At 67.2% G+C, this 22,292-nt stretch carries 23 protein-coding genes; 8 read left to right on the top strand and 15 right to left on the bottom strand.

What is annotated here, in order from left to right; all coding sequences use genetic code 11:
* Nucleotides 1-7: 7 nt before the first annotated feature.
* The 11 genes from AC57BR_RS09995 to AC57BR_RS09945 form a co-directional block, all read right to left on the bottom strand.
* Nucleotides 8-739, bottom strand: a complete 732-nt coding sequence (locus tag AC57BR_RS09995) for a GAF and ANTAR domain-containing protein (RefSeq protein WP_496360052.1) — start codon at nucleotides 737-739, stop codon at nucleotides 8-10.
* 43 nt (nucleotides 740-782) lie between these two features.
* Nucleotides 783-1,574 carry a DeoR/GlpR family DNA-binding transcription regulator gene (locus AC57BR_RS09990; protein WP_496360050.1) on the bottom strand — a complete coding sequence of 264 codons (792 nt, stop codon included), beginning with the start codon at nucleotides 1,572-1,574 and terminating at the stop codon, nucleotides 783-785.
* 66 nt (nucleotides 1,575-1,640) lie between these two features.
* A complete protein-coding gene (locus AC57BR_RS09985) occupies nucleotides 1,641-2,321 on the bottom strand; it encodes an SDR family NAD(P)-dependent oxidoreductase (protein ID WP_496360048.1) in 681 nt (226 codons plus the stop codon).
* On the bottom strand, nucleotides 2,318-3,577 hold the full coding sequence (locus tag AC57BR_RS09980) for a sialidase family protein (RefSeq protein WP_496360046.1): 1,260 nt from the start codon (nucleotides 3,575-3,577) through the stop codon (nucleotides 2,318-2,320). The genes AC57BR_RS09985 and AC57BR_RS09980 overlap by 4 nt, the downstream gene beginning before the upstream one ends.
* A 3-nt stretch (nucleotides 3,578-3,580) precedes the next feature.
* Nucleotides 3,581-4,357 (bottom strand): HpcH/HpaI aldolase family protein, encoded by a 777-nt coding sequence (locus AC57BR_RS09975; RefSeq protein ID WP_496360044.1) that lies wholly within the window; start codon nucleotides 4,355-4,357, stop codon nucleotides 3,581-3,583.
* Between the two features lie 60 nt (nucleotides 4,358-4,417).
* Nucleotides 4,418-5,407 carry an aldo/keto reductase gene (locus AC57BR_RS09970; RefSeq protein ID WP_496360042.1) on the bottom strand — a complete coding sequence of 330 codons (990 nt, stop codon included), beginning with the start codon at nucleotides 5,405-5,407 and terminating at the stop codon, nucleotides 4,418-4,420.
* A 91-nt stretch (nucleotides 5,408-5,498) separates the two neighbouring features.
* Nucleotides 5,499-6,326 carry an ATP-binding cassette domain-containing protein gene (locus AC57BR_RS09965; protein WP_003800545.1) on the bottom strand — a complete coding sequence of 276 codons (828 nt, stop codon included), beginning with the start codon at nucleotides 6,324-6,326 and terminating at the stop codon, nucleotides 5,499-5,501.
* On the bottom strand, nucleotides 6,319-7,209 hold the full coding sequence (locus AC57BR_RS09960; RefSeq protein WP_496360039.1) for an ABC transporter ATP-binding protein: 891 nt from the start codon (nucleotides 7,207-7,209) through the stop codon (nucleotides 6,319-6,321). The genes AC57BR_RS09965 and AC57BR_RS09960 overlap by 8 nt, the downstream gene beginning before the upstream one ends.
* Before the next feature lie 3 nt (nucleotides 7,210-7,212).
* Nucleotides 7,213-8,145, bottom strand: coding sequence for an ABC transporter permease (locus AC57BR_RS09955; protein ID WP_496360037.1), 933 nt, complete (start codon nucleotides 8,143-8,145; stop codon nucleotides 7,213-7,215).
* Nucleotides 8,142-9,077 carry an ABC transporter permease gene (locus tag AC57BR_RS09950; protein ID WP_496360035.1) on the bottom strand — a complete coding sequence of 312 codons (936 nt, stop codon included), beginning with the start codon at nucleotides 9,075-9,077 and terminating at the stop codon, nucleotides 8,142-8,144. Before AC57BR_RS09950 ends, AC57BR_RS09955 begins: the two co-directional genes overlap by 4 nt.
* A gap of 3 nt (nucleotides 9,078-9,080) precedes the next feature.
* Nucleotides 9,081-10,655: an ABC transporter substrate-binding protein gene (locus tag AC57BR_RS09945; RefSeq protein ID WP_496360033.1), complete on the bottom strand. Its 1,575-nt coding sequence runs from the start codon at nucleotides 10,653-10,655 to the stop codon at nucleotides 9,081-9,083.
* Between the two features lie 162 nt (nucleotides 10,656-10,817).
* Here AC57BR_RS09945 and pdxA point away from each other — a divergent pair, with 162 nt between their 5' ends.
* A complete protein-coding gene (pdxA, locus tag AC57BR_RS09940) occupies nucleotides 10,818-13,217 on the top strand; it encodes a 4-hydroxythreonine-4-phosphate dehydrogenase PdxA (protein WP_496360031.1) in 2,400 nt (799 codons plus the stop codon).
* A gap of 28 nt (nucleotides 13,218-13,245) precedes the next feature.
* On the opposite strand, the gene AC57BR_RS09935 is transcribed toward pdxA, so the two are convergent.
* The 4 genes from AC57BR_RS09935 to AC57BR_RS09920 all read right to left on the bottom strand — a co-directional run bounded on the left by AC57BR_RS09935 (nucleotide 13,246) and on the right by AC57BR_RS09920 (nucleotide 16,980).
* Complete coding sequence (locus AC57BR_RS09935; protein ID WP_496360029.1) at nucleotides 13,246-14,022, bottom strand: SDR family NAD(P)-dependent oxidoreductase; 777 nt, start codon at nucleotides 14,020-14,022, stop codon at nucleotides 13,246-13,248.
* Nucleotides 14,023-14,070: 48 nt separating this feature from the next.
* Nucleotides 14,071-15,453 (bottom strand): MFS transporter, encoded by a 1,383-nt coding sequence (locus AC57BR_RS09930; RefSeq protein ID WP_496360027.1) that lies wholly within the window; start codon nucleotides 15,451-15,453, stop codon nucleotides 14,071-14,073.
* 120 nt (nucleotides 15,454-15,573) lie between these two features.
* Nucleotides 15,574-16,596: a PHP domain-containing protein gene (locus tag AC57BR_RS09925; protein ID WP_496360025.1), complete on the bottom strand. Its 1,023-nt coding sequence runs from the start codon at nucleotides 16,594-16,596 to the stop codon at nucleotides 15,574-15,576.
* Between the two features lie 6 nt (nucleotides 16,597-16,602).
* Nucleotides 16,603-16,980 carry a VOC family protein gene (locus AC57BR_RS09920; protein ID WP_496360023.1) on the bottom strand — a complete coding sequence of 126 codons (378 nt, stop codon included), beginning with the start codon at nucleotides 16,978-16,980 and terminating at the stop codon, nucleotides 16,603-16,605.
* A gap of 134 nt (nucleotides 16,981-17,114) precedes the next feature.
* On the opposite strand from AC57BR_RS09920, the gene AC57BR_RS09915 reads away from it, so the two are divergent.
* The 7 genes from AC57BR_RS09915 to AC57BR_RS09885 all read left to right on the top strand — a co-directional run bounded on the left by AC57BR_RS09915 (nucleotide 17,115) and on the right by AC57BR_RS09885 (nucleotide 22,280).
* Entirely contained in the window at nucleotides 17,115-17,792 is a 678-nt protein-coding gene (locus tag AC57BR_RS09915; protein WP_496360021.1) for a hypothetical protein, read from the top strand.
* A gap of 94 nt (nucleotides 17,793-17,886) precedes the next feature.
* Nucleotides 17,887-18,342: a hypothetical protein gene (locus tag AC57BR_RS09910; RefSeq protein ID WP_496360019.1), complete on the top strand. Its 456-nt coding sequence runs from the start codon at nucleotides 17,887-17,889 to the stop codon at nucleotides 18,340-18,342.
* A gap of 75 nt (nucleotides 18,343-18,417) precedes the next feature.
* Complete coding sequence (locus tag AC57BR_RS09905; RefSeq protein ID WP_496360017.1) at nucleotides 18,418-18,885, top strand: SRPBCC family protein; 468 nt, start codon at nucleotides 18,418-18,420, stop codon at nucleotides 18,883-18,885.
* A 109-nt stretch (nucleotides 18,886-18,994) separates the two neighbouring features.
* The gene (locus AC57BR_RS09900; RefSeq protein ID WP_496360015.1) at nucleotides 18,995-19,201 is read left to right on the top strand and encodes a hypothetical protein; all 207 of its coding nucleotides are present in this window, start codon (nucleotides 18,995-18,997) and stop codon (nucleotides 19,199-19,201) included.
* Between the two features lie 123 nt (nucleotides 19,202-19,324).
* Nucleotides 19,325-19,939, top strand: a complete 615-nt coding sequence (locus tag AC57BR_RS09895; protein ID WP_496360013.1) for a TetR/AcrR family transcriptional regulator — start codon at nucleotides 19,325-19,327, stop codon at nucleotides 19,937-19,939.
* A gap of 122 nt (nucleotides 19,940-20,061) precedes the next feature.
* Complete coding sequence (locus tag AC57BR_RS09890) at nucleotides 20,062-20,985, top strand: AEC family transporter (RefSeq protein ID WP_496360011.1); 924 nt, start codon at nucleotides 20,062-20,064, stop codon at nucleotides 20,983-20,985.
* A 128-nt stretch (nucleotides 20,986-21,113) separates the two neighbouring features.
* Nucleotides 21,114-22,280, top strand: coding sequence for a cytochrome P450 (locus AC57BR_RS09885; protein ID WP_496360008.1), 1,167 nt, complete (start codon nucleotides 21,114-21,116; stop codon nucleotides 22,278-22,280).
* Nucleotides 22,281-22,292: the final 12 nt, after the last annotated feature.

The raw sequence follows: 22,292 nt of genomic DNA, 5'->3' as shown, positions 1-22,292 counted from the left end.
TGAGAAGCTACTCGAAGTGCGTCGCCACGCCTGATCCCGAAAGCCTGCCCAGCAGTTCCACCGCCACGTCCCGCAACTTCTGGTTCCGGTTGCTCGAGACTTTGACCAGGATGTCCATGGCTTCCTTTTGCGAGCACCTGTTCTGCGCCATGATGACACCGCAGGCGACGTCGATCGCGGTCCGGCTCTGCATCGCGGCCTCAAGATTCTGCGCCCTGGCCTGCGCCGCTCCGATCCGGACCGACAGATGGAGGGTGCGGCTGGCCAGGTCGCCGAACTCGACCGCCCTGTTGAAGAGCTCAGGCGTGAAAAGGTTGGGTGTGGGACCGAAAAAATTCAGGGCCGCACTGGCGCCTTCCCCGATGTCCAACGGAATGCCGATGGTGCTGTAGACGCCGTTCTCGGCCAGGCGCTTCTGGTATTCCGGCCAGCGGTCATCCGTTTGGACATCGTTGAGCACTTCGGGGGCCATGGTGAACAGCGCCCGGATGCAGGGACCGTCGCCTACGGCCTGCTCGATCTGGTCCAGCTTTATGGCCCGGGGACTGCTGCCCGCAACCGTGGCGGTGTGCCGCCGCCGCTTCAGGGTTATGGCGCACTCGATGCCGGTCCCCGCCAGACCGCTCAGCGTGGATGCTGCAAAGCCGGCCAACCCGTCGAGGAAGCCGTCAACGCTTTCGGCCCCGATCAGGATGTCCTGCAGCTGAAGTAAGGCTGCATCTTCGTTGGCTTCAGTCATTCCACAATGCTAGACGCCAATCGGCAGTTTGGCGGAGGTCCCCTCAGGCAGAAGCCTGCTCGCCAGCCCCTACCTGGACCAGCTGCACCTGCACACCGGCCTCGGTGAACAGCGCCACCTGGCCCGGGTCTGCGCCCGAGTCCGTAACCAGGGTCCATGGCAGAGAGAGCCTTGCCCAGGCGTGGAACGGGCGCTTTCCCAGTTTGCCGGAATCGGCCAGGACATAGACCGCGTCGCCGCGCCGGGCCATGAGTTCCTTTAGCCTGGTCTGCGCGTGGTCCGCCTCGCACAGCCCGTCGTCGGCAGTGACGGCGTCGGCGCCCAGGAACACGCGGTCAAAGCTCATGCGCTCCAGGGCCGCCTCGGCAAGGGGACCCACGAACGTCTGGCTCACGCCGCGCAACCGGCCGCCGAGGCAGTCCACCTGAATGCCCGGCGAGTCAGCGAGCTCCTGCAGTGTATTGATTCCCGGCGTCGTGACGGACAGGTTTTCCCTCCCGCGCAGTGCGTGCGCCAGTGCACCGACGGTGGAGCCGCCGTCGAGCAGGATGTTCTCGCCGTCCTTCACCTCCGCGGCAGCCCACGCCGCGATGGCGTGCTTCTGCTCGTACGCCTCGCCGGTCCGCTGCCGCAGGGACGGTTCAGGGTGCGCGCCCAGCGCCACGGCCCCGCCGTAGGTCCGCGTCAGTTTCCCCTCCTCGTTCAGGTGGGCCAGGTCCCGCCGGATCGTGGAGGCGGTCACCCGGAAATGCCGCGACAGTTCCTCCACAGACGCCAGACCAGTGGTAACGGCGAGGTGGTAGATCTCTTCGCGCCTGGATTTGGCGGTGGTCATCGGTGGCTCTCCTTTGCTGTCACCATCGTAGGGGGCGGGCGGCTGCGCGACTCACAGCGGGGCACCTCACAGGGAGGCGCCGCCGCAGATCACGTAGTTCTGACCCGTGATGGACTTTCCGTGCGGCCCGAGCAGGAAACCGGCGAGCGCCGCAACGTCCCCGGGATCCACGAGCCGGCCGAGCGCTGGCAGCTTTGGCGGCGTGGCCGCCCGCCCGGGGTCCGCCAGCATGGGCGTGTCCGTGGGCCCCGGCGACAACACATTCACCGTGATGCCGCGCGGGGCAAGCTCCTGCGCCCACGTCCTGCCCATGCCCGTCAGCGCCGCCTTCGTGGCAGCGTACTGGCTCTTGCCGGCCGCGCCCGTGGAGGTCCGGCTGCCGATCAGCAGCACCCGGCCGCCGTCGGGCATCCGCGGCACTACGTCGTTGGCCAACGCACTGGCAGCCCCGACGTGAACGGCGAACATTCCGGCAAGGGCCTCCGGGTCGAGCTCGCCCAGCAGCGCAGTGCGCTGGTATCCGGCGGCGTGCACCAGCGCGTCCGCGGGGTCAATCCCCGCCGCAGTTTCCGCCAGCGACGCCGGGTCGGACAGGTCCGCGTGCAGCCACCGGAACCCGGGCCCCAGCGAGGTCTCGCTGCGGCTCAGCCCCGTGACGGCCCAGCCGTCGGCCAGCAGCCGTTCGGCGATCGCCCTGCCGATGCCGGAGCTGCAGCCCGTAACAATCGCGTGGCGGGCGCCGGTCACCGCTCGTCGCCCCCCGGCGTCGTGTTGCCTTCGTAGGCCCACTGCGGGTCAACCCGGACGTATTTGATGGCCTGCCGGAAGTAGGTGTACGCGATGTTCAGCGCACCGTCCGGGCCCTGGTGGATGGACGGGTAGGAGTATTCGCGGTTCAGGCCGTCCCGGGAGTTGTTGGAAAGGCAGTAGCCGTCCCCCACGTCGAGGTTCCGCCGGATCGGCCACGAAAGCCCGGAATCCTCGGAGATCGCCAGCGTCATGGGCGAGCGCGGGGTGCCCCAGAACGCGCGACGCCCGCCGTCGTCCAAGGACGCAGCACCGGGCACCGGTTCGGTGAGCTGCCCCTGTTCGGCGGCCAGGCCGTCGTCGTCAATTTCGTCGTACAGCGAGAGCCGCCGTTCGGTGTCCTCCTCCGCGCGGCTGTGGTTGTAGACCAGCGCCAGGCGGCCGTCGGCGAGCGCCGCGAACTGGATGGAGGAGTTGTTGTTGGGCAGCTCGGTGGGGACGGGCTCACTCCAGGTGCTGCCGTCGTCGGTGGAGCGGGATTCGTAGATCGAGTCGGCCCAGCGGCTGCGGAACAGCGCCAGCAGCGAGCCGTCGGCCACGGGCTGGATGTTCATGTGGACGCAGCCCAGGCTGCCCGGCAGGATGTGCTCGCTCCAGGTGGCCCCGCCGTCGTCGGAAATCATTACGGCACTGTCATCGCTGTTGCCCACCCACTTCTCCCCCGGCGTGGTGATGCAGCGGAAGATCGGGATAATCAGGCGGCCGGACGGCAGCAGCACCGGCAACTGCCGGACGAAGACGCCGCCCGTTTCGTTGGCGGGGAACAGCGTTTCCACCGGCCCCCAGGTGCGGCCGCTGTCCGTGGACGTACGACGGCGGACCTCCGCCGTATCCTGGTTGCCCGCCTTCTGCGCGGTGTACAGGAGCCAAAGGGCGCCGTCCTGACCGGCAGAGCCGGGCGCGGTGAACAGGATCGGGTTCTGCTCCGAGCGGGTGGAGTCGTCTGAAAGCTGCTGCGCGGGTGACCACTGGGTGCTGCCCGGCTCCAGCGTGGAGAACCAGATGGAGATGTCCGGCACGCCTTCCTGGGTGCCGCCGAACCATACGCAGCCGAGGCGGCCGTCAGGCATTGTCAGGAGGTTGGCGGCGTGGCTCTGCACGGTGGGCGCCGGCAGGTACGCGAAGTCTGCGCCGTCAGCGCGCTTCACGGCGCCGTCGGGCGTGATGGTGCTATAGCCGGCGTTGGTTGTCTGCATGCCTTAGCCCTCCGACTTGGCGGCGGCCAGGTGCGCCTTGGCAGCCAGTTCCAGGTGGGTCAGGTCAGAGGCGACGGTGGTGAACGTGTAGCCCTGGCGCAGCCGCTGGGCGGCGATCTCCCCGGCGGCGGTGTGGATGCCGGCGGCGATGCCTGCAGAGGCGGCGGCCTCGGCGATGGTTTCGAGCGCGGCGTTGAATTCGGTCTCGACGGCGGGATCCCCCGGGAATGCCCCGCCCACGGCGATGGCGAGATCAGAGGGTCCCACGTAGATGCCGTCCAGGCCGGGGGTGGCGCAGATTTCCTTGACGTTGGCCAGCCCTTCGGGCGTCTCGATCATGGCGAACACCAGGGTGGCGGCGTTAGCGTCGGCCGGTTTGGGCCCGATCCGCAGCGCTGAGCGCATCGGCCCGTACGAGCGGCCGCCCATGGGCGGGTATTTCGCGGCGGCCACCGCAGCCGCAGCGTCTGCGGCGGTGTTGATGAGCGGGACGATGATGCCCACGGCGCCGGCGTCGAGGGCCTTGCCGATGGCGGTGAAGTCGTTGCCCTCCACCCGGACCATGCCGGCGGCGGTGTGTCCGGCCTCGATGGCTATCAGCCCGTTGAGCAGGCCCGAGAAGCCGAGCAGGCCGTGCTGCGCGTCCAGGGCCACGTAGTCGTAGCCGAGGCGTCCAATGCGTTCGGTGGCCACGGGCGCGTCCAGCACTACCCAGTAGCCCACCGCCTGCTCACGGGAGCGGATCTTGCGGGCGAATTCGAGGGCCAGTTCGGAGGTCATCAGAGTCCTTCAGTCAGTGTCGGTTCGGGAAAGAAGTCGGTTCAGTCGGTCAGGAGAGTGTCAGCGGTTGTAGGCGGGCATGGGGCCGCGGAGCGAGGTGCCCACGGCGTCGCAGGCCGCGACGACGTCGGCCGGCAGGGGTCCGTTGGCTACGGCGGCGATGTTGGCGCGGAGCTGTTCCACCTTGGATCCGCCCAGCAGCATCGAGCCCACGCCGTCGCCGTAGGCGAGCCAGCGCAGGGACAGTTCCGCCAGGGAAACTCCCGCGTCCGAAGCGATGCGGGACAGCTCGCCGATGGCGTCGAACAGCTGCTTGTCCCAGTAGCGCTGGGTGTACATGGCGGCCAGCTTGGAATCACCGAAGCGGCCCTCCGAGGGCTTGGCCTCGAAGCTGTGCTTGCCGGTGAGCAGGCCGCCGCCCAGCGGGTTGTAGACCATGGTGTGGACGTTGTGGGTAGCGGCGAACTCGAGGTATTCCTCCTCCACCCGCCGGGCCACCAGGTTGTAGAGCTGCTGCGCCACTACGGGGGCGGGCGCACCCACCTCGCGCGCAACGTGGATCACGTCGGCGATCTGCCAGGCCGCGAAGTTGGAGACACCCAGCGCCCCGACCTTCCCTTCTGCCACCAGGTCCGCCACGGTGCGCAGGGTGTCCTGCAGCGGGGTGGCACGGTCCGGCTGGTGGAGGTAGAACAGGTCGATGCTGTCCACTCCGAGCCGGCGCAGGCTGCCCTCCACGCTGTTGCGGAGCCCCTCCGGGGACAGCGGCGGGTGCTGGCCGTGGTCCGCGTGCGGCATACCGGCCTTGGAGGCGAGGATGACCTCGTCGCGGCGCCCCTTGAGGAGACGGGCGAGCATCTCCTCCGTCACGCCGCCCACGTATGCGTTGGCGGTGTCGATGGTGGTGATGCCGGCGTCGAGCGCCTCCTCCACCATGCGTCCGGCGGTGGCTTCATCGGCGGTGTCGCCGAACGTCATGGTGCCCAGGACCAGCCGTGAGATGGGAAGCTTCAGTCCTTCCACCGGGGTTCCTTCTGGCTGCTTGCTCATGCGTTGATTCTCCGTGGGTTGCAGTATCGGTCGGTTTCAGAGGTTCAGGGTTTCAGAAGTTCAGGGGTTCAGAGGTCCGGGCAGCCGGGGGTCAGGCGCCTTTGAGCGCCAGCGATCGGACGACGTGGCGCGGCTTGAGGCCGCGCATGGTGGACGGGTCGAGGGCGGCACGGCGGAGCTTGCGGGTGTAGTCCTCCCTGGGCGCGGTCAGCACCTGCGCCGTTGTTCCGTGCTCCACGAGCTTGCCGCGCTGCATGACCATGACGCTATCGCTGATCTCCTGCACCACGCCAAGGTTGTGGGAGATGAACACGTAGGTGATGCCGGTTTCGTCCTGGATGGACTTCAGCAGCCGCAGCACCTGCGCCTGGACGGACACATCCAGCGCGCTCGTGGCTTCATCGCAGACCAGCAGTTCCGGCTTGGACGCGAGCGCCCGGGCAATGCCGATGCGCTGCCGCTGGCCGCCGGAGAACTCCGCCGGGTGGCGGTCCAGGGACTTGGCCGGCAGGCCCACCTGGTCGATCAGCTTCGCGGCTTCCTTGTGCCGCTCAGCTTTGGACCGGACGCCCTGCAGCTTCAGCGGTTCGGCCACGATCTCCTGCGCGGTGAGGTGCGGGTCCAGGGAGCCGTACGGATCCTGGAAGACCATCTGGAACTTGGAACGGAGCGGCCGCAGCTTGGCCTCGCTCATGGCTGCGATGTCCGTGCCGTCCAGCTCGATCCGGCCGCTGGCCGGCGTCACCAGGCGCATCAGCGCCTTGGCAATGGTGGACTTTCCGCAGCCGGATTCACCGACGACGGCGATCGTCTTGCCTTTGTCCACGGAGAAGGAGACGTCATCCACGGCGCGGAACGTTCCGCCCGGCACGTGGTAGTCCACGACGAGGTTCTCAACGGAGAGGAACGGCTTAGTCATGGCTGGCTCCGGTATTGGTCAGGGCGGCCGCTGCCGCTGGGTCGGATGGCGTGCTGCCGGCAGGGGTTTCGTCCCACGGCCCCAGGATGGGCACGGCGGCCAGCAGGTTGCGGGTGTACTCCGTGGCCGGGTGCTCCACAACCTGCTGGACGTCGCCGGACTCCACGAAGGAGCCGTCCTTCATCACGTGGATGCGGTCCGAGATCAGGCGGGCCACGCCGAGGTCGTGCGTGATCATCAGGATGCCGATGCCGCGCTGCTCCTGCAGTTCCAGCAGGAGGTCCAGGATGCCGGCCTGCACCGTGACGTCCAGCGCCGAGGTGGGTTCGTCCGCCACCAGGAGCTGCGGTTCGCTGGCCAGGGCGATCGCGATCAGCACGCGCTGGAGCATGCCGCCGGAGAGCTGGTGCGGGTACTTCTTCAGCTGCACCTCCGGGGTGGGGATGTGCACCTGTTCCAGAAGCCGGATGGCGCGGGCCCGGACGGCGTCCTTGTCCTTGGAGGCGGCGCCGGCGATCCGGATCGCCTCCGACAGCTGGCTGCCGATCGAATGCACGGGGCTCAGCGCGGTCATTGGGTCCTGCGGGATCAGCGCGACGGTGCGGCCGCGGACCTTGTCGATGGCCTTGGGCACGGCCACGACGTCCGTGCCGTCGATGAGCACGGTGCCCGAAAGCACCGCCAGATCGTCCGGGAGCAGGCGAAGGATGCCCATCGCCGTCGTCGATTTGCCCGAACCGGACTCACCGATGATGGTGACCGTCTCTCCGCGGTGGATGCTGAAGTTCACGGAATCCACGGCCCGGATGATGCCGGCGTCGGTGATGAGCTCCACCTGGAAGTCGCGGACCTCGAGCAGGGCCGGCTCAGTTTGTGCGTTCATTTCTCAGGCACCCTTCTTCTTGCGGCGGGGACGGTCGCGGAGGCCGTCGCCCAGCAGGTTCACGCCCACCACCATGAGCACGATCACCAGGCCGGGCAGGGTGACCATCCACCAGGAGGTAGTGATGTAGTCCTGGCCGTCGGAGATGATGCGTCCCCAGGTGGCGAACGGACGCTGGGGGCCGGCGCCGAGGAAGCTGAGTGCGCTCTCGAGCAGGACGGCCTGGGCCAGGAGCAGCAGCACCACGAGGGTTGCCTGCTTGATGACGTTCGGGATGATGTGCTGGATGAGGATCTGGATGCGGTGCAGGCCCAGGATGCGCGCCGCGGAGACGTACGGTTTTTCGCGTTCCACGAGCACCATGGACCTGGTCAGCCTGGCCACTTCCGGCCATTGGGCGATGGCGATGACGAACGTGATCACCGGGATGGACGGGCCGAAGAGCGCCACCACCAGGAGCAGCATCATCAGCAGCGGCAGGGACATCTGGGCTTCGAGGAGGCGGGAGACCACTGTGTCCACCCAGCCGCCGAAGTAGCCGGCGGCCGCACCGAGGATGATGCCGATGGCGCCGGAAACCACCACGGCCAGGATGCCGATGGTCAGGGAGACCTGGCCGCCGTGCAGGACCCGGGAGAGCAGGTCGCGGCCCAGCTGGTCGGTGCCGAACAGGTGGCCGTCCATGAGCGGGGCGAGCCGCCGGGCGGAGAGGTCCTGGTGGTTGGCGTCCGGCAGCGGAAGCACCTGGGCCAGCAGGATGGGAATGATGACGAGCAGCGTGCAGACGGCGCCGATGCGCAGTTTCCACTTGGCGGCGTTGCGGCGGCGGGTGGCCCCCGCCTTCGCGACCAGTTCCCTGGTGACGGCGCTCGGGGACGGCGTCCGGGATGGTTGCGCGGCGGATGCCGCCGGCGTTGCGGTGTCGCTGAGGCTCATGCTGCTGCCGCCTTTCCAAGACGAACGCGGGGATCGAGAAGCGGGTAGGCGAGGTCGATGACGAGCTGGACGGCCACGGCCAGCAGGGACGTCAGCAGGACGGTTGCCTGGATTAGGGGGTAGTCGCGGGTTTCGAGGGCCCGGACAATGAGGGAGCCGACGCCGGGCCAGGCGAACACGACTTCCACCACCACCACGCCGTTGAGCATGGCGGCGAAGCGCGTGCCCAGCGCGGTGAAGACCGGAATCGCGGAGTTGCCCATGGCATAGCGCCAGGTCAGCGCCGGGCTGCCCACTCCCCTGGACCGCGCGACGGTCAGGTAGGGGGCCGCGAAGTTGGCGGTCATCTCACGCCGCACCATCCGCGAGATCAGCGCGATCTGCAGGATGGCGATGGTGACGGTGGGGAGGACCAGTCCGCCCCAGGTGGCGAAGCCCGAGGCCGGGAACAGCGGGATCAGGACGGCGAACCCGGTCAGGAGCATGATGCCGGTCCAGAAGTCCGGCATGGACTGCCCGGCGATGGTGAGGACGTTGACGCCAAGTTCGCGGTTGGTGTCCGGGCGGCGGGCCATCCACACGCCCAGCGGGATGGCGATCACGGCGGTGAGGAGGATGGCCGCGGTGGCGAGGGTGAGCGTGTACGGCATCCGCTCGGCCACCACCTGCATGGCCGGCGCCTGGAACGAGTAGGACGTGCCGAGGTTGCCGGTGAACAGCTGCTGCAGGAAGATCCAGTACTGCTCCAGCACGGGACGGTCCAGGCCGAATTGTTCGCGGACCCTGGCCAGCTGCTCGGTGGTGGCCAGCGGTCCGGCGTAGGACACGGCCGGATCACCGGGAGCGAGGCGGATCAGGATGAAAACCGTCGAGACCGTCAGGAACACGGTCAGCAGGCCTTGCCCCAGCCGCTTGAGGATGTAGTTGGTCATGACTCAGGCCTCCAGCCGGACGTCAACGAGGGGGTAGGAGTTGGTGGGTGCCAGGGCCAGGCCTGCCACGCGCTTCTGATGGGCCAGCACCGACTTGGGAACGAATGCCCAGGCGCACGGCCAGGTGTCCCAGATGGCCTTCTGTGCAGTGGCGAGCAGCTGCTCCCGGCGTACCGGATCCACTTCGGAGGACGCGGCCTGGATCTTTGCCTGCACGTCCGGGACCACGTAGCCCTGGTAGGTGTCGCGGGTCTTTTCCTTCTCCGCGGTTCCGGCGTACATGCCCTGCATCATGGTGATGGCCAGGCCGGTGGGGCTGCTGAAGCCGTTGCCCAGCAGGTCCCAGTCGCCCTGCTTGCCCTGGCGCCAGGCCAGGATGTTGCCACCGGGCTCGAACTGCTGCAGCTGGGTCTTCACGCCGATGTTGCCGAACATCTCCACCAGCGCCTCCATCACGGAGGTGTCGGAGGCGAACTCGCCGGTTTCCCAGATGATCTTCAGGTTGAGGTCCGTGACGCCGAGGCTCTTCAGCGTGGCCTTGGCCTTCTCCGGATCGTAGGTGTAGTTGCCGGTCTTGGCGAAGCCGGTGAGGCTGGACGGGACCACGCCTTCGGCTTCGCTGACCGAGTCGACCAGGACGTCCTTGACCAGCGCCTCGCCGTCGACCGCCCAGCTGAGGGCCTGGCGGACGCGGACGTCGGACAGCGGATGGCTGGCCGGCTTGCGGAAGTTGTAGAAGATCTGGTTCAGCCGGAGGCTGGACGCCTCGGCCAGGACGACGCCGGGAAGTCCGGCCAGCTGTTCGCGCGAGTCAGGCGTGATGGAGTCAATGACGTCCACTTCGCCGCTGCGCAGCGCAATGACGCGGCTGGATTCCTCCGGCAGGAACCGGACCTCGACGTTGTCCACCTTGGGGGCGGGGCCCCAGTAGTTCTCGTTGCGCTTAAGGCTGTAGGTGCCGGCGCCGCGGTTGAACCTGGTCACCACGTACGGGCCGGTGCCCACGCCCTCCTGCAGCTCCTCCGGCTTGTTCTTCGCTGCCGGGCTGATCAGGATCATGCTCATCAGGGAATCGAGGATGGGGATGGGGTTCTTGGACTCCATCCGGAACGTCCTGTCATCCACCGGGACCACCGTGGGGAATTCCGGGAAGAACCCGGCGACGAAGGAACCCTGCACCTGCTGGTACATCTTCAGCGCCGTGGCGATGTCCTCGATGGCCACCGGGGTGCCGTCCGAATAGCGGACGCCTTCGCGCAGGCGCACCGTCCACACGGTGGGCGAGGTCATCTCAAAGCGGTCCGCCAGGACCAGGATCGGTTTGGTTTCGGGGCCGATGGCGGTCAGTCCCTGCCGCACGGCACGCTGCACGGTGACGGCGGCGTCGAACTGGTTGAGCTTGTTGTCCAGGCTGACGAGGGACCTGTTGAGGGCCAGCGTCAGGGTGCTGGGTCCCGGCAGGCCCGTGGGGCCGGCACACCCGGCCATGGAGCCTGTGCCCAGGAGAAATCCGGCGGCTGCGCCAAACTGCAGGAGGCGGCGCCGTGAGATCTCACTTCCTTGAGGAAGAACGGTCATCGTTGACCTCTCGGTTGAATGGGACGGCTGGCGGCCGGATGGCCTGTGCCGTGTTACATGCATCACTCTGCCATCTCTGCGCGAAATGCGCAACCGGCCTAGCGCAATCTGCGCAAGCATGCCATCATGGTGCTACCGATCCATAGAAGAAGGGAGGACGACGTGACTGCAGTCCTCATCCAGGCCGATGACTTTTCCGGCGCAGCAGAAGTGGGGCAATGCTTTGCAGCCCAGGGGCTGGACACGCGGCTCCTCCTGTCCGCTCCCGCGGCAGACATGACTGCCGAAGGTACAGCTGTGGAAGGCACAGACGCCGGCAGCCGTCCGGACGTCCTGGTTGTCGATACCCACTCACGCGCCGTAGCCCCGGAGTCCGCAGCCGCAGCTGCGGCAGCCGTCTTCGGCAGCCCCACCGCAGACGGCGCGGGCGTCCTGTTCAAGAAGATCGATTCCCTGTGGCGGGGGAATGTGGGCCCGGAGCTCGCGGCACTTTCGGCTCTGGGCCACCACGTTGTGGTGGCCGGGGCGCTCCCCCAACTGAACCGGACAGTCGTAGGCGGCCGGCCCTTTGCCGACGGTGTCCGGCTGGACCGCACCGAACTGTGGCGGGCAGAGGCAGCCGCACCGCCCGCGGAGATCGCGCAGCTGCTGGGCCCGGGCGCTTCGGTGCAGCTTGCGGAGCTTTCCGCGGTGCGGTCGGGCGGCCTCGCCGCCGTCCTTGGCAAGGCGCTGTCTGGCAAGGCGCTGTCTGATACATCATCCAGTGCCGCTCCCGCCACCGTGATTGTCGACGGCGAGACTCCGGCCGACCTGGAGGCCGTCGCGCAGGCGCTGCTGGACCTGGGCTTCAGGGCCGGCGGGCGGCGCATCGTGCTGGCCGGAACCGGCGGAATGGCCCTGCTGCTGGCAGCGAAGGTGGGCAGCAGCTCTGCGCGAAACGCGCAACAACGGGTGTCAGGCGGCCTGGCGACGGCGGGCGTACCCCGGACCGTGCTGGCCGCCGTCGGCTCCGCCTCGGCGAAGGCGGCGGCGCAGCTGCGAAAGCTGGAGGCCGGCGGCTTCACGGCCCTGCGGATCGCTCCAGGCGAACTGCAGCGTCCGGAGGATTTCCGCCCAAGGCTCGCGGAAGCCCGGCAGCTCCTGGCGGCAGGCGGGCCGGCAGCCCTGACTGTCACCGCCGACGTCGTCAATCCCCGCGAGTCCGGCAGAATCGTGCGGAACCTGGCGCGGCTGGCCGCCGACGCGGCAACTGGTTCCGCGGCAGCTGGTAACGCGGCAGCGGCAGACCTGATCCTCACCGGCGGCGAAACCGCCCGCGAGGTACTCGATGCCCTCGGCATCCGCTCGCTGACCCCGCTGGCGTCTGTACAGCACGGCGCCGTGGTCAGCCTTTCCGACGACGGGCGGCTGGTGGGCACCAAGCCCGGCAGCTTCGGCGACAAGGACGCCCTCGTCCAGCTCTACTCCGCCATCAAAGACCTCCGGTCTTCCAACAGCACTTCCCACCCCTCCCTCAAACCTGGAGATCCAATGACAACAGCTGTGAACGCAACCGAACAGGACACCCGGCCCTTCATCGCCGTAACTATGGGCGACGGCGCGGGCGTGGGCCCCGAGGTGACAGTGGGTGCCCTCCTCGACGGGAACGCCTACCGCGACTGCCGGCCCGTGGTCATCGGCGACGTCCACCGGCTGCAGCTGGGCGCCAAGGCGCTGGGCGTAGAAGCGAATATTGTCGAGGTGGAGACGGTGGGTGAGGCGGTCTTCGAGGCCGGCCGGATCAACGTGATCGATCCGAAGCTGCTTTCTGCCGACCTGCCGTGGGGCCAGGAGTCCGCCGAGGCCGGCAACGCCGCCTACCACTACATCCGGATCGCCTGCGAGCTGGGCATGGGCGGCCAGGTCCAGGGCATCTGCACGGCACCCCTGAACAAGGCCGCGCTGCACAAGGCCGGGCACATCTACCCGGGCCACACCGAACTGCTGGCGCACTTCATGGGCGTCGAGGAAGTGTCCATGATGCTGTCCACGCCCAAGGTCAAGGTCATCCACGTCACCACGCACATCGGCCTCATCGACGCCATAAACAAGATCGAGCCCGGCCTGGTGGAGCGGACCGTTCGCCGCGGCCACAGCGCCATGCAGCGCGCCGGCATCGCCAACCCGAAGATCGGAGTGTGCGCCATCAACCCGCACGCCGGCGAAAACGGCCTCTTCGGCTACGGTGAGGAGGCCGAGAAGATCACCCCGGCCATCGAGAAGCTCCAGGCCGACGGCATCGACGCCCGCGGCCCGCTCCCCGCGGACACGGCGTTCTTCCTGGCCGGCCGCGGCGACTACGACCTCATCGTGGCGATGTACCACGACCAGGGCCATGGACCGATCAAGGTCCTCGGCATCGAAGCCGGCGTCAACATCACCGTGGGCCTGCCCGTCATCCGCACATCCGTGGACCACGGCACCGCCTTCGACATCGCAGGCAAGGGCATCGTGGACGTTCGCAGCATGATCGAGGCGCTGCGCCAGGCGGCCGAGATGTCGCCCAGCCCCGCGGCAGCCTGAGCGGCGCCCGCGGCAGCCCAGCAGCCGATCAGGAAATCTGCAGCCCGCCGTTGATGTCGTACGTCGCGGCGGTGATGTAGCCCGCGTCCTCCCCCATCAGGAACACCATAAGGGCGGCGATGTCGCGGACGGTGCCCACCCGGCCCACAAGGATGTCCCTGGACATGTCTGCCTTGCGTTCGTCGGTCAGCGTGCCGCCCATGATGTCGGTGTCCACTGGGCCGGGGGCGATGCAGTTGACGGTGATGTTGTACTGGCCCATCTCCCTGGCCAAGGCCCGGGTGAAGCCAACGATGGCTGCCTTCGACGCGCTGTACGCCACCTTGGAATAGGTGCCGCCGCCACGCTGCGCGGAGATGGAGGAGACGCTGACCACCCGGCCGAGTTTGCGCTCGATCATCCCGCGCAGCACGCGCTGGGTGACCAGGAACGTGCCGGTCATATTGATCTTGAAGACCCGTTCCCACGCCTCAAGCGTCTCGTCCATGAACTCCGTGGGTGAGCTGATGCCGGCGAGGTTCGCCAGCGCCACGATGGGCGGCATGTTGGCCTCCACCTCGTCGATGGCCGCGTTCACGGTGGCCTGGTCGGAGACGTCGGCTCCCACACCCCTGGCCAGGACGCCGTAAACGGATGAGATGTCCTCCGCCGCGCGCCGTGCCGCGTCGCCGTCGATATCGAGGATGGCCACGGACCAGCCCTCGCTCGCCAGCATTTCCGCCGTCGCCCGGCCTATGCCCCGTGCGGAGGCGGCCCCGGTCAGCACCGCGGTGCGTTCGGCCGGGAACGTGTCGTGGTGCGTCATGTCGGTGATCCCCTCTAGTACGTGATGTCGTCCAGTAGTCGGTGTCGTCTAGTGGCTGGTGTCGTCGAACTCGTCAGCGGCCACCGCCTCTTCACCCACGGCAGCGTGCGTGCCCGGCTTCACGTGCCCCTCAGGCCGCTTGCGGGCGTACAGGTAGGTGGCGACGGCGGTAACAGCGAGGCAGGCGGACAGGAAGACCAGGCCGGACCGGTTGTCGCCGGTGGCGTCATTGAGCACGCCCACGATGTACGGCGCCACGAAGCCGCCGAGGTTGCCGAGCGAATTCACCATGGCGAGGCCGGCCGCTGCCGCCGCTCCCACCAGCGCCGTGGAGGGCATGGCCAGGAACGGGGCGATGGCCGAGTAGATGCCCATGGCTGCGAGGGTCAGGGCGATCAGGGCCAGGATGGCGTTGACCTGCACCAGGCTGCCGGCAGCAACCAGGCCGACGGCGGCCATCACCATGCTGATACTGGCGTGCATAACGCGGTTGCCGGTGCGGTCGGACCGCCTGCCCCAGAAGTAAACGAACACCGCAGCAATCGTGTACGGGATGGCGACGATGAACCCCACCTGGGTGGTGCTGAACTTGCCAAGGGCGGCGACGATGGTGGGCATCCACAGGCCCAGGCCGTAGATGCCGCAGACCAGCCCGAAATACAGCGCCGAGTAGGCGATGGTCCGGCGATCCTTCAGACCAGCCAGGAAGTGGTGCGGCTGGCCCTTCTGTTTGTGGGCGAGTTCCTCATCCATCGTCCGGGTGAGCCATTCCCGCTCATCGGCGGCGAGCCAGTGCGCATGGCTGGGCCGGTCAGTCATCAGCACCGGGGTGAGCAGGCCCAGGAGGATGGCCGGAATGCCTTCGATGATGTACAGCCATTGCCACCCGTGCAGGCCGGCTACGCCTTCCATCTGGAGCAGAAGGCCGGACACCGGGGCACCGAGCGCATTGGAGACGGGCTGGGCGAGGATGAAGATGCCCAGCACCAGCACGCGCTGCGGGGCGGGGAACCACAGGGTCAGGTAGAACAGGATCGCGGGGAAGAAGCCCGCCTCGGCCGCGCCGAGCAGGAAGCGGATAACGTAGAAGGTGGTCTCCCCGTTCACCAAGGCCATGGCCGTGGCGAAGATGCCCCACGAGATCAGGATGCGGGCGATCCATTTCCTGGCGCCGAACCGGTACATGCCGGCGTTGCTGGGGATTTCCAGCAGCGCATAGCCGATGAAGAACATGCCTGCACCGAGTCCGTAGGCTGCAGCACTGAGGCCGATGTCCTCACTCATGGTCAGCTTGGCGAAGCCGACGTTGTTCCGGTCCAGGTATGCCACGAAGTAGAGCAGCACAATGAGCGGCATGAGGCGGCCGCGCACTTTTCTAAGGGTCCGGTGGCCCAGTTCGTCCAGATGGTTCGCCGGATTCATAGCGGTCATGGTGCACCTCGCAAGGAGTGACGGGTCCGCCGGGGTTCCGCGACGGAACAATTAAGGTGTACCACTCCATCCATGCATAGTCATTATGCTTACTGAATTCTTGAGCAACGTTCCATGCCGCTAGTTCCGGCTGTTCAGCCATTCCAGGAGCCGGTCCAGCGGCCACGTGGTGATGATCCGCTCGGCCGGAACACCGTTGCGTTCGGCCCGCTCGGCGCCGTACTGCAGGAAGTCGAGCTGGCCCGGGGCGTGGGCGTCGCTGTCGATGCTGAACAGGCAGCCGGCGTCGAGTGCCAGCTGCATCAGGTTGTCCGGCGGGTCCTGCCGTTCGGGCCGTGAGTTGATTTCGACGGCGACATTGGCTTCCGCGCACGCCGCAAAGACGCGCTCGGCATCGAATTCGGACTCGGGACGGGTCCCACGGGACCCCTGCAGCAGCCGGCCGGTGCAGTGGCCCAGGACATTGGTGTGGGGATCGCGGATGCCGCCGAGCATCCGCTCCGTCATGGTGCGCCGGTCCGAGCGGAGCTTGGAGTGCACGCTGGCCACCACCACGTCAAGCCGGTCCAGCATCTCCGGCGTCTGGTCCAGCTCGCCGTTTTCCAGGATGTCCACCTCGATGCCGGACAGCAGCCGGAAGCTCCCGTCGGCGTCGCCGTTCAGCCCGGCCACCACGTCGAGCTGCTCGCTGAGCCGCTCGGCAGTCAGCCCGTTGGCAATCTTGAGGTTTGGCGAGTGGTCCGTCAGGGCCAGGTATTCCCGGCCCAGGTGCCGGGCGGCGTCGGCCATCAGCTCCGGAGGGGAACCGCCGTCGGACCAGTCACTGTGGCTGTGCAGGTCGCCGCGGAGCAGCGGGCGCAGCCCGTCTCCCCCCGCGGCGAGTGGCTTGGCGCCGCCCTGCCGCAGCTTCTCCAGATAGTCGGGCACGTCGCCGTCCACAGCCTGCCGGATGACGTTGAAGGTGGTGTCCCCGATCCCCTTCGTCCGCTTGAGCCTGCCGTCGCGGGCGCGGTCCGCAACCTCGTCCGGAGTCAGTGCGCTGATGACGCCGGCCGCCTTTCGGAATGCCTGGACCTTGAACGTCGGCGCGGCGGAGCGCTCGAGCCAGAAGGCAATCTCGTTGAGGGCGTCAGCGGCATCCATGCAGTACTAGTCCTGGTGCAGCTGGATGTAGTTGCCGCAGCCGTCGTCGAACACCGCGGAAATCCCGGACGGATCCTCGGCGGGCTCGCCCCGGAACTGGACGCCGGCGGCGGTCAGGCGCTCGTATTCAGCCTTGACGTCCGGCGCGCCAAAGACGATGGCGGGGATCCCGGCGTCGTACAGTCCCTTGCTGTAGGCGGAGGCGATGGGGTTGTCGCTGGGCTCCAGCAGCAGTCCCACGGTGCCGCCCGCTCCAGGGTCCTTGACGATGAAAAGGTTGTGCTCGGGCATGGCCATGAGCGTGTCGAAGCCGAGGGTCTCCGTGTAGAAGGAGTGCGCCGCGGCAGGGTCCTGGACGTGGATGCTGCACATTTTGAGTCGCATGGCGCCTACGCTACGCCGCACGGCCGCCCCTGCAAACCGCCGTGGCGGTACCCATTGACCGGGGCTTCCGCAGGGGCTGCAATTTAAGTGCGGCCCGAATTGCCGGGCAGCGCCCGTCCTTGGGAGGTGCAGTGGTGCCCGCAGTTTCCGAAGCCGCCCCCTGGGGGCTGCTGCAATTGGCCCTCTGGAGCGCAGTGCTGGCGGCCGCAGTCGCCTGCACGGTTTTCATCGTGCGCCATCACTTAAAGACGTCCGACGGCGACAGTTCCGACCTGCTGTTCTGGGACCTTTTCGGCGGCGCAGTAGTGATTGCCCCGGCCCTGCTCATCCCCGCGGTTGCCTCGCCGCCGGCGGGCCTGGCCATGGCCGCCGTCGCAGGGCTGAGCGGCATTGCCGCCTACCGCAGCAGCCCGGCAGTGCTTTCCTGGTATGAGACCCGGCGGCGCCGGCGGGTGGACGGCCCGCTGTGCCGCGCGGCCGCCGTCGTGCATGAAGAGATCGTTGGACGCTGGGCGCGCTACGAGCTCGATCCCGCGCTGGCCATCAGCTACCCGGACCTGGCGGACGTCCGGCGGCCTGAAACCGCTGATTTTGTGAAGGCCCTGCGGGAGGCGGAGACGCTGAAAACCGCCTGGGATCCCGGGTATCCGTATGCCGTGGATCGCCTCGGCAAGGCGCTGGACCGCGCGGAAACCGCAGCGGGAGTCCCGGCGAGCCTGCGGCCCGCGCCCTGCACAGGTCCCGCTAAGTACACAGGCCCCGCTAAGTACACAGGCCCCGCCAGGTTCACAGGCACAGCACAGCAGCGGTGAAGCCGCATCACACACCAGAATCGGACTATTTTCCCAGGCCGCACCAGCGGCCGGTCCGGACATCCGCCGGGCCCCGGAGAATAGGAGATTCACAATGGCCAAGATTAACAAGATGACGGCAGGGATAGTCCTTGCCGCCGCCGTCGGAGGCGGGGCGATCGGCGCCGCGGCCCTCCCCGCCATGGCTGACAGCAGCACGGCATCCTCGACGTCGACGTACGCGCAGGGTGGTTACGGCGCCGCCAGCGACAGCGGCGGACCTCGGGGCCAGCACCAGGCGAACGGCAAGACTGAGGAAATCCTGACCGGCGATACCGCGGCCAAGGTCGAGGCCGCCGTCAAGGCCGCCCAGCCCGGCGCCACCATCGACCGGATGGAAACCGACGCCGACGGTGCCACCTACGAAGCCCACATCACCAAGGCGGACGGCACCCGTGCCACCGTGCTGCTGGATGCGAACTTTGCAGTTACCGGCACCGAGGAGGGCTTCGGCGGTCCGGGCGGGCACGGCGGCCCGCAGGGTTCCGACGACGCCACGGCCAACAGCTAGCGGCGGCTGCAACAGCGGCCCGCTGTGTCCTTCGGGTAGCAGCGGGCCGTTTGCAGGCGGCCGTAGGATGGGGCCATGTCAACCTACTCAGTCACACGCAGCACAGTCATTCCTGCCCCCGCCAAGGATGTGTTTCCGCTGGTCAACAGCTTTCGCGAGTGGCCCAAGTGGTCGCCATGGGAGACCGTGGACCCGGACATGCAGCGGACCTACTCCGGCGCGGAATCCGGCGTTGGCGCCAAGTACGCCTGGAGCGGCAACCGCAAAGCCGGCGCCGGCAACATGGAGATCGTCGAGTCGCAGGAACCTGATGTCATTCGGATCCGGCTGGAGTTCACCAAGCCATTCGCCGCTGTGAACCCCACCTCCTTCACCTTCGTTCCGGAAGGCGGCGGCACGCGCGTCACCTGGACCATGGCCGGCGAGCACAAGGGCATCGGCAAGGTCTTTGCGCTGTTCATGAACATGGACAAGATGGTGGGCGGCGACTTCGAGAAGGGCCTTGCATCCCTGGCTTCCATCGTCGGGAGCAGGCCGGCTTAGTCCCCGATTCTTCGGTCGGGGGTTCCTTGCGGCGCTTGATCGGTGAGCCGTTTTCCGGAAAGGTGATAAGCACCCTGAGCAGTTCCGGAAATCGCAAAGGAGAAACACCATGCAGATCGACAAGGCACAGATCCTCGAATTCCTCAGGTCCCGGGGCGACAACGACAAAGCCGCACAGGCCGAAACGGAGCTGCCGGACCAGGTGGACACCGACCAGCACGCCGGGCTGCTCTCCCAGCTCGGCATCAACCCCGCAGACCTGCTGGGCAAGCTTCCCGGCGGGTTGGGGGACAAGCTTGGGGGCCTCGGGCTGTAGCCGGGCCGAGGTTACCGAACAGTCGGGTTCCCTCCGGGGAGCCCGACTTTCCTGTGTGCGCAGACGCTGGATTATCGTCTAAACAAATACTGATCGACGTCAACCGATGGAGGGGCAGGACGCATGAAGCCAGCAGCTGCGCCACGGCAGCGTCGCCTGCGGCAGGATTCGATCCGCAACCAGCAGGAACTCGTGGTGGCTGTCGGCGAACTTCTCCGCGAGGACCCGGACTCGGCGACCATGCCCGCCGTGGCTGAACGCGCAGGCCTCTCCCTCGCAACGGCCTACCGGTACTTTCCCACGCTCGATGAGCTCCACCGCAAGTTCATGCTCAGCGTCATCGACGAACTGCACGAGTCGACCAAGAGCCTGAAAAGCAGCGGAATGGCCCTCTTCAAGGACACGATGGCTCAATGGCTGAAGGTGGTGGCCGAATACGGCCCGGCCATGGTTCTTGTCCGCTCCCGCGAAGGATTCCTGACGAGGTTGCAAGCAAACGAACCCCACGCCCTCGCCCTGGAACGGGTCTGGGGCCCACCCGTCCGGCAGCTGCTCGATGAAGCCAACATTGGCCGGGACCAGCTTCCCTACGCGCTTTCCCTGTTCAATGCCATGTTCAATTCCCGGGAAATCATGGATTTCCGTGCGGTCGCAAGCATGCCGGACGAGCAACTTGTGCAGCGGTGCAGCCGCCTCTACTGGAACGCCATTCAGGGGCTGCGCAGCACCGAAGAATGACCCGCGGCCCCGGGCCTCGAAGCCTTTCCGAACGCAACCCCGCACTAAATAACACTGTAGTCTTAGATAAGCCCGACCGCCCGGCGTCGTAAGGGCGGCAACAGACGATTGAGGACAGCGGCTTGGATGGAGTCTTAAAGGGATTCTTTGTGGTGGGCACGGTCCTGCTCGTCGGCTACATTTTGGCCAGAACGAACGCGCTTGGGCCGCACGGGACGAAGGTGCTGTCCACCCTGACCTTCATGGTCGGGCTGCCAAGCCTGATGTTCTCCACCATCGCGTCCCGGCATATCTCCGAAGTCCTCAGCCAGACCGGTCTCATCTCCGTTGTCACGGCACTTTGCGTCATGGCGCTGTTCGCGCTGAGCGGGGCCATCGGCAGGTGGGGCGTCCGGCGCACCACAATCGGTGCCCTGGCCACGGGAATCGTCAATTCCACGAACCTCGGCGTTCCGCTGTCCCTATACATCCTCGGCAGCGCCACCTTCGTCACCCCCATCATGCTGTTCCAACTGGCGCTCGTGACCCCTGTGGCGCTGACCATCCTGGACCTGACCGACCCTGCGGGGAAAAGGGCCTCTGTGTGGAGCATTCTGTCCACTCCCCTGCGCAACCCCGTGACGGTGGCGGCAATTCTCGGGGTCGTCGTCAGCGCGGCCGGAATTGAACTTCCGGCGCTGGTGCTGGATCCCCTGAAGCTGGTCGCCCAGCTGACGGTTCCGCTGATGCTGATCATCTTCGGCATGTCGCTCCACGGCCTGTCACCGCGCCAAGGCACAGTGGACCGTGTCCCCACCCTGTTCGCCGTCATCCTCAAGTCGGCCGTCCAGCCGGCACTCGCCTGGCTGCTGGCCGTGTTCGTGTTCCGCCTCGACGCCTTCAGCACCTTCGTTGTCACGGCCTGCGCCATCCTTCCCACCGGCCAGAACGTGGTCCTCTACGCCGTCCGGTACGGCGTGGGCCAGAACCTTGCCCAGTCCACGGCGGTAATTACATCGGCCTTGGCAGTCCCGCTGCTGCTGGGCGCGGCCTGGATGTTTGGCTGAGTCCTGCCACGCTACTGACGGCAGGCGCCTTCCCGGAATACACTCGGCTCCTATGGGCCTTTTGGCCCAACCGCCCCGGCGCTCCAGTTAATGCCCGAAGAGCGCCGGGCCGAGCAGAGAGGCCGGCCATGGACTTCGTGCGCATCGATGGGGCTTCACTGGACCCGTTCCCGCATTACGAAAGGATGCGGGAATCCGCTCCGGTGTTCCACGACGAGCAATCCGGAAGCTGGCATGTGTTCCGGTACGACGACGTCCAGCGGGTTCTGTCCGAACACGGGACGTTCTCTTCGCGGATGGGAGGCGACGATCCATCCGAGACAGGCCAGCTGTTTGCGGCGAGCCTGATCACCGCCGATCCGCCCCGGCACCGGCAGTTGCGCTCCCTGGTGACGCAGGCCTTTACCCCAAAGGCAGTGGAGGCCCTTGCGCCGCGGATCTCGACGCTGACGGACGGGCTGCTGGACGGGATTGCTTCCAAAGGATCGGCCGACCTCATCGACGAGCTGGCCTACCCGCTGCCGGTGATCGTGATCGCGGAGCTCATGGGAGTCCCCGCCGGGGACCGCGACAAGTTCAAGCACTGGTCCGATGTGATCGTCAGCCAGACACAGGCAGGCCCCCGGACCGCCGACCACAGCACTACCAACCGGGAGATGACCGAGTACTTCCTGGCCCTCATCGAACACCGCAGGCGCCAGCCCGGAAACGATCTGATCAGCAACCTGCTGATGGCCGAGATCGAAGGCCAGAAACTGAGCGTGGCCGAGCTCTTGGGCTTCTGCAGCCTGCTCCTGGTGGCAGGAAATGAAACAACCACCAACCTGATCGGCAACGCCGTCCTCAGTTTCACCGAAGCGCCGGGAACGATGGAACGGCTCCGCACCGAGCCGTCCCTGCTCCCCCAGGCCATCGAAGAGGTGCTGCGCTACCGCTCCCCCGTCCAGTCGATGTACCGCGTGACAGCTGCTGACACCGCGGTGGGCGACGTCCAGATCCCGGCCGGCGCACCGCTGGTGGCCTGGATCGGTTCGGCCAACCGCGATGGGCGCCAATTCCGCGATCCTGGACAATTCGACATCGGCCGGACACCAAACCGCCACCTCGCCTTCGGTCACGGTATCCACTTCTGCCTCGGTGCCCCGCTGGCCAGGCTCGAAGCCAGGATCGCGCTGCAGGCCGTTCTGGACCGGCTCCCCGGACTGATCCTCACGCCGGGAGCCCACCTGGAGCGGATGGACAGCACCATAGTTTACGGAGTCAAGGAGCTGCCTGTCAGCTGGCAGGCAGCCTGAAAAGGGAAGGCC

This window comes from Arthrobacter sp. BGA-UO-ETr-C19, from assembly GCF_059568005.1.
This window is presented reverse-complemented; position numbering and strand designations above follow the sequence as displayed.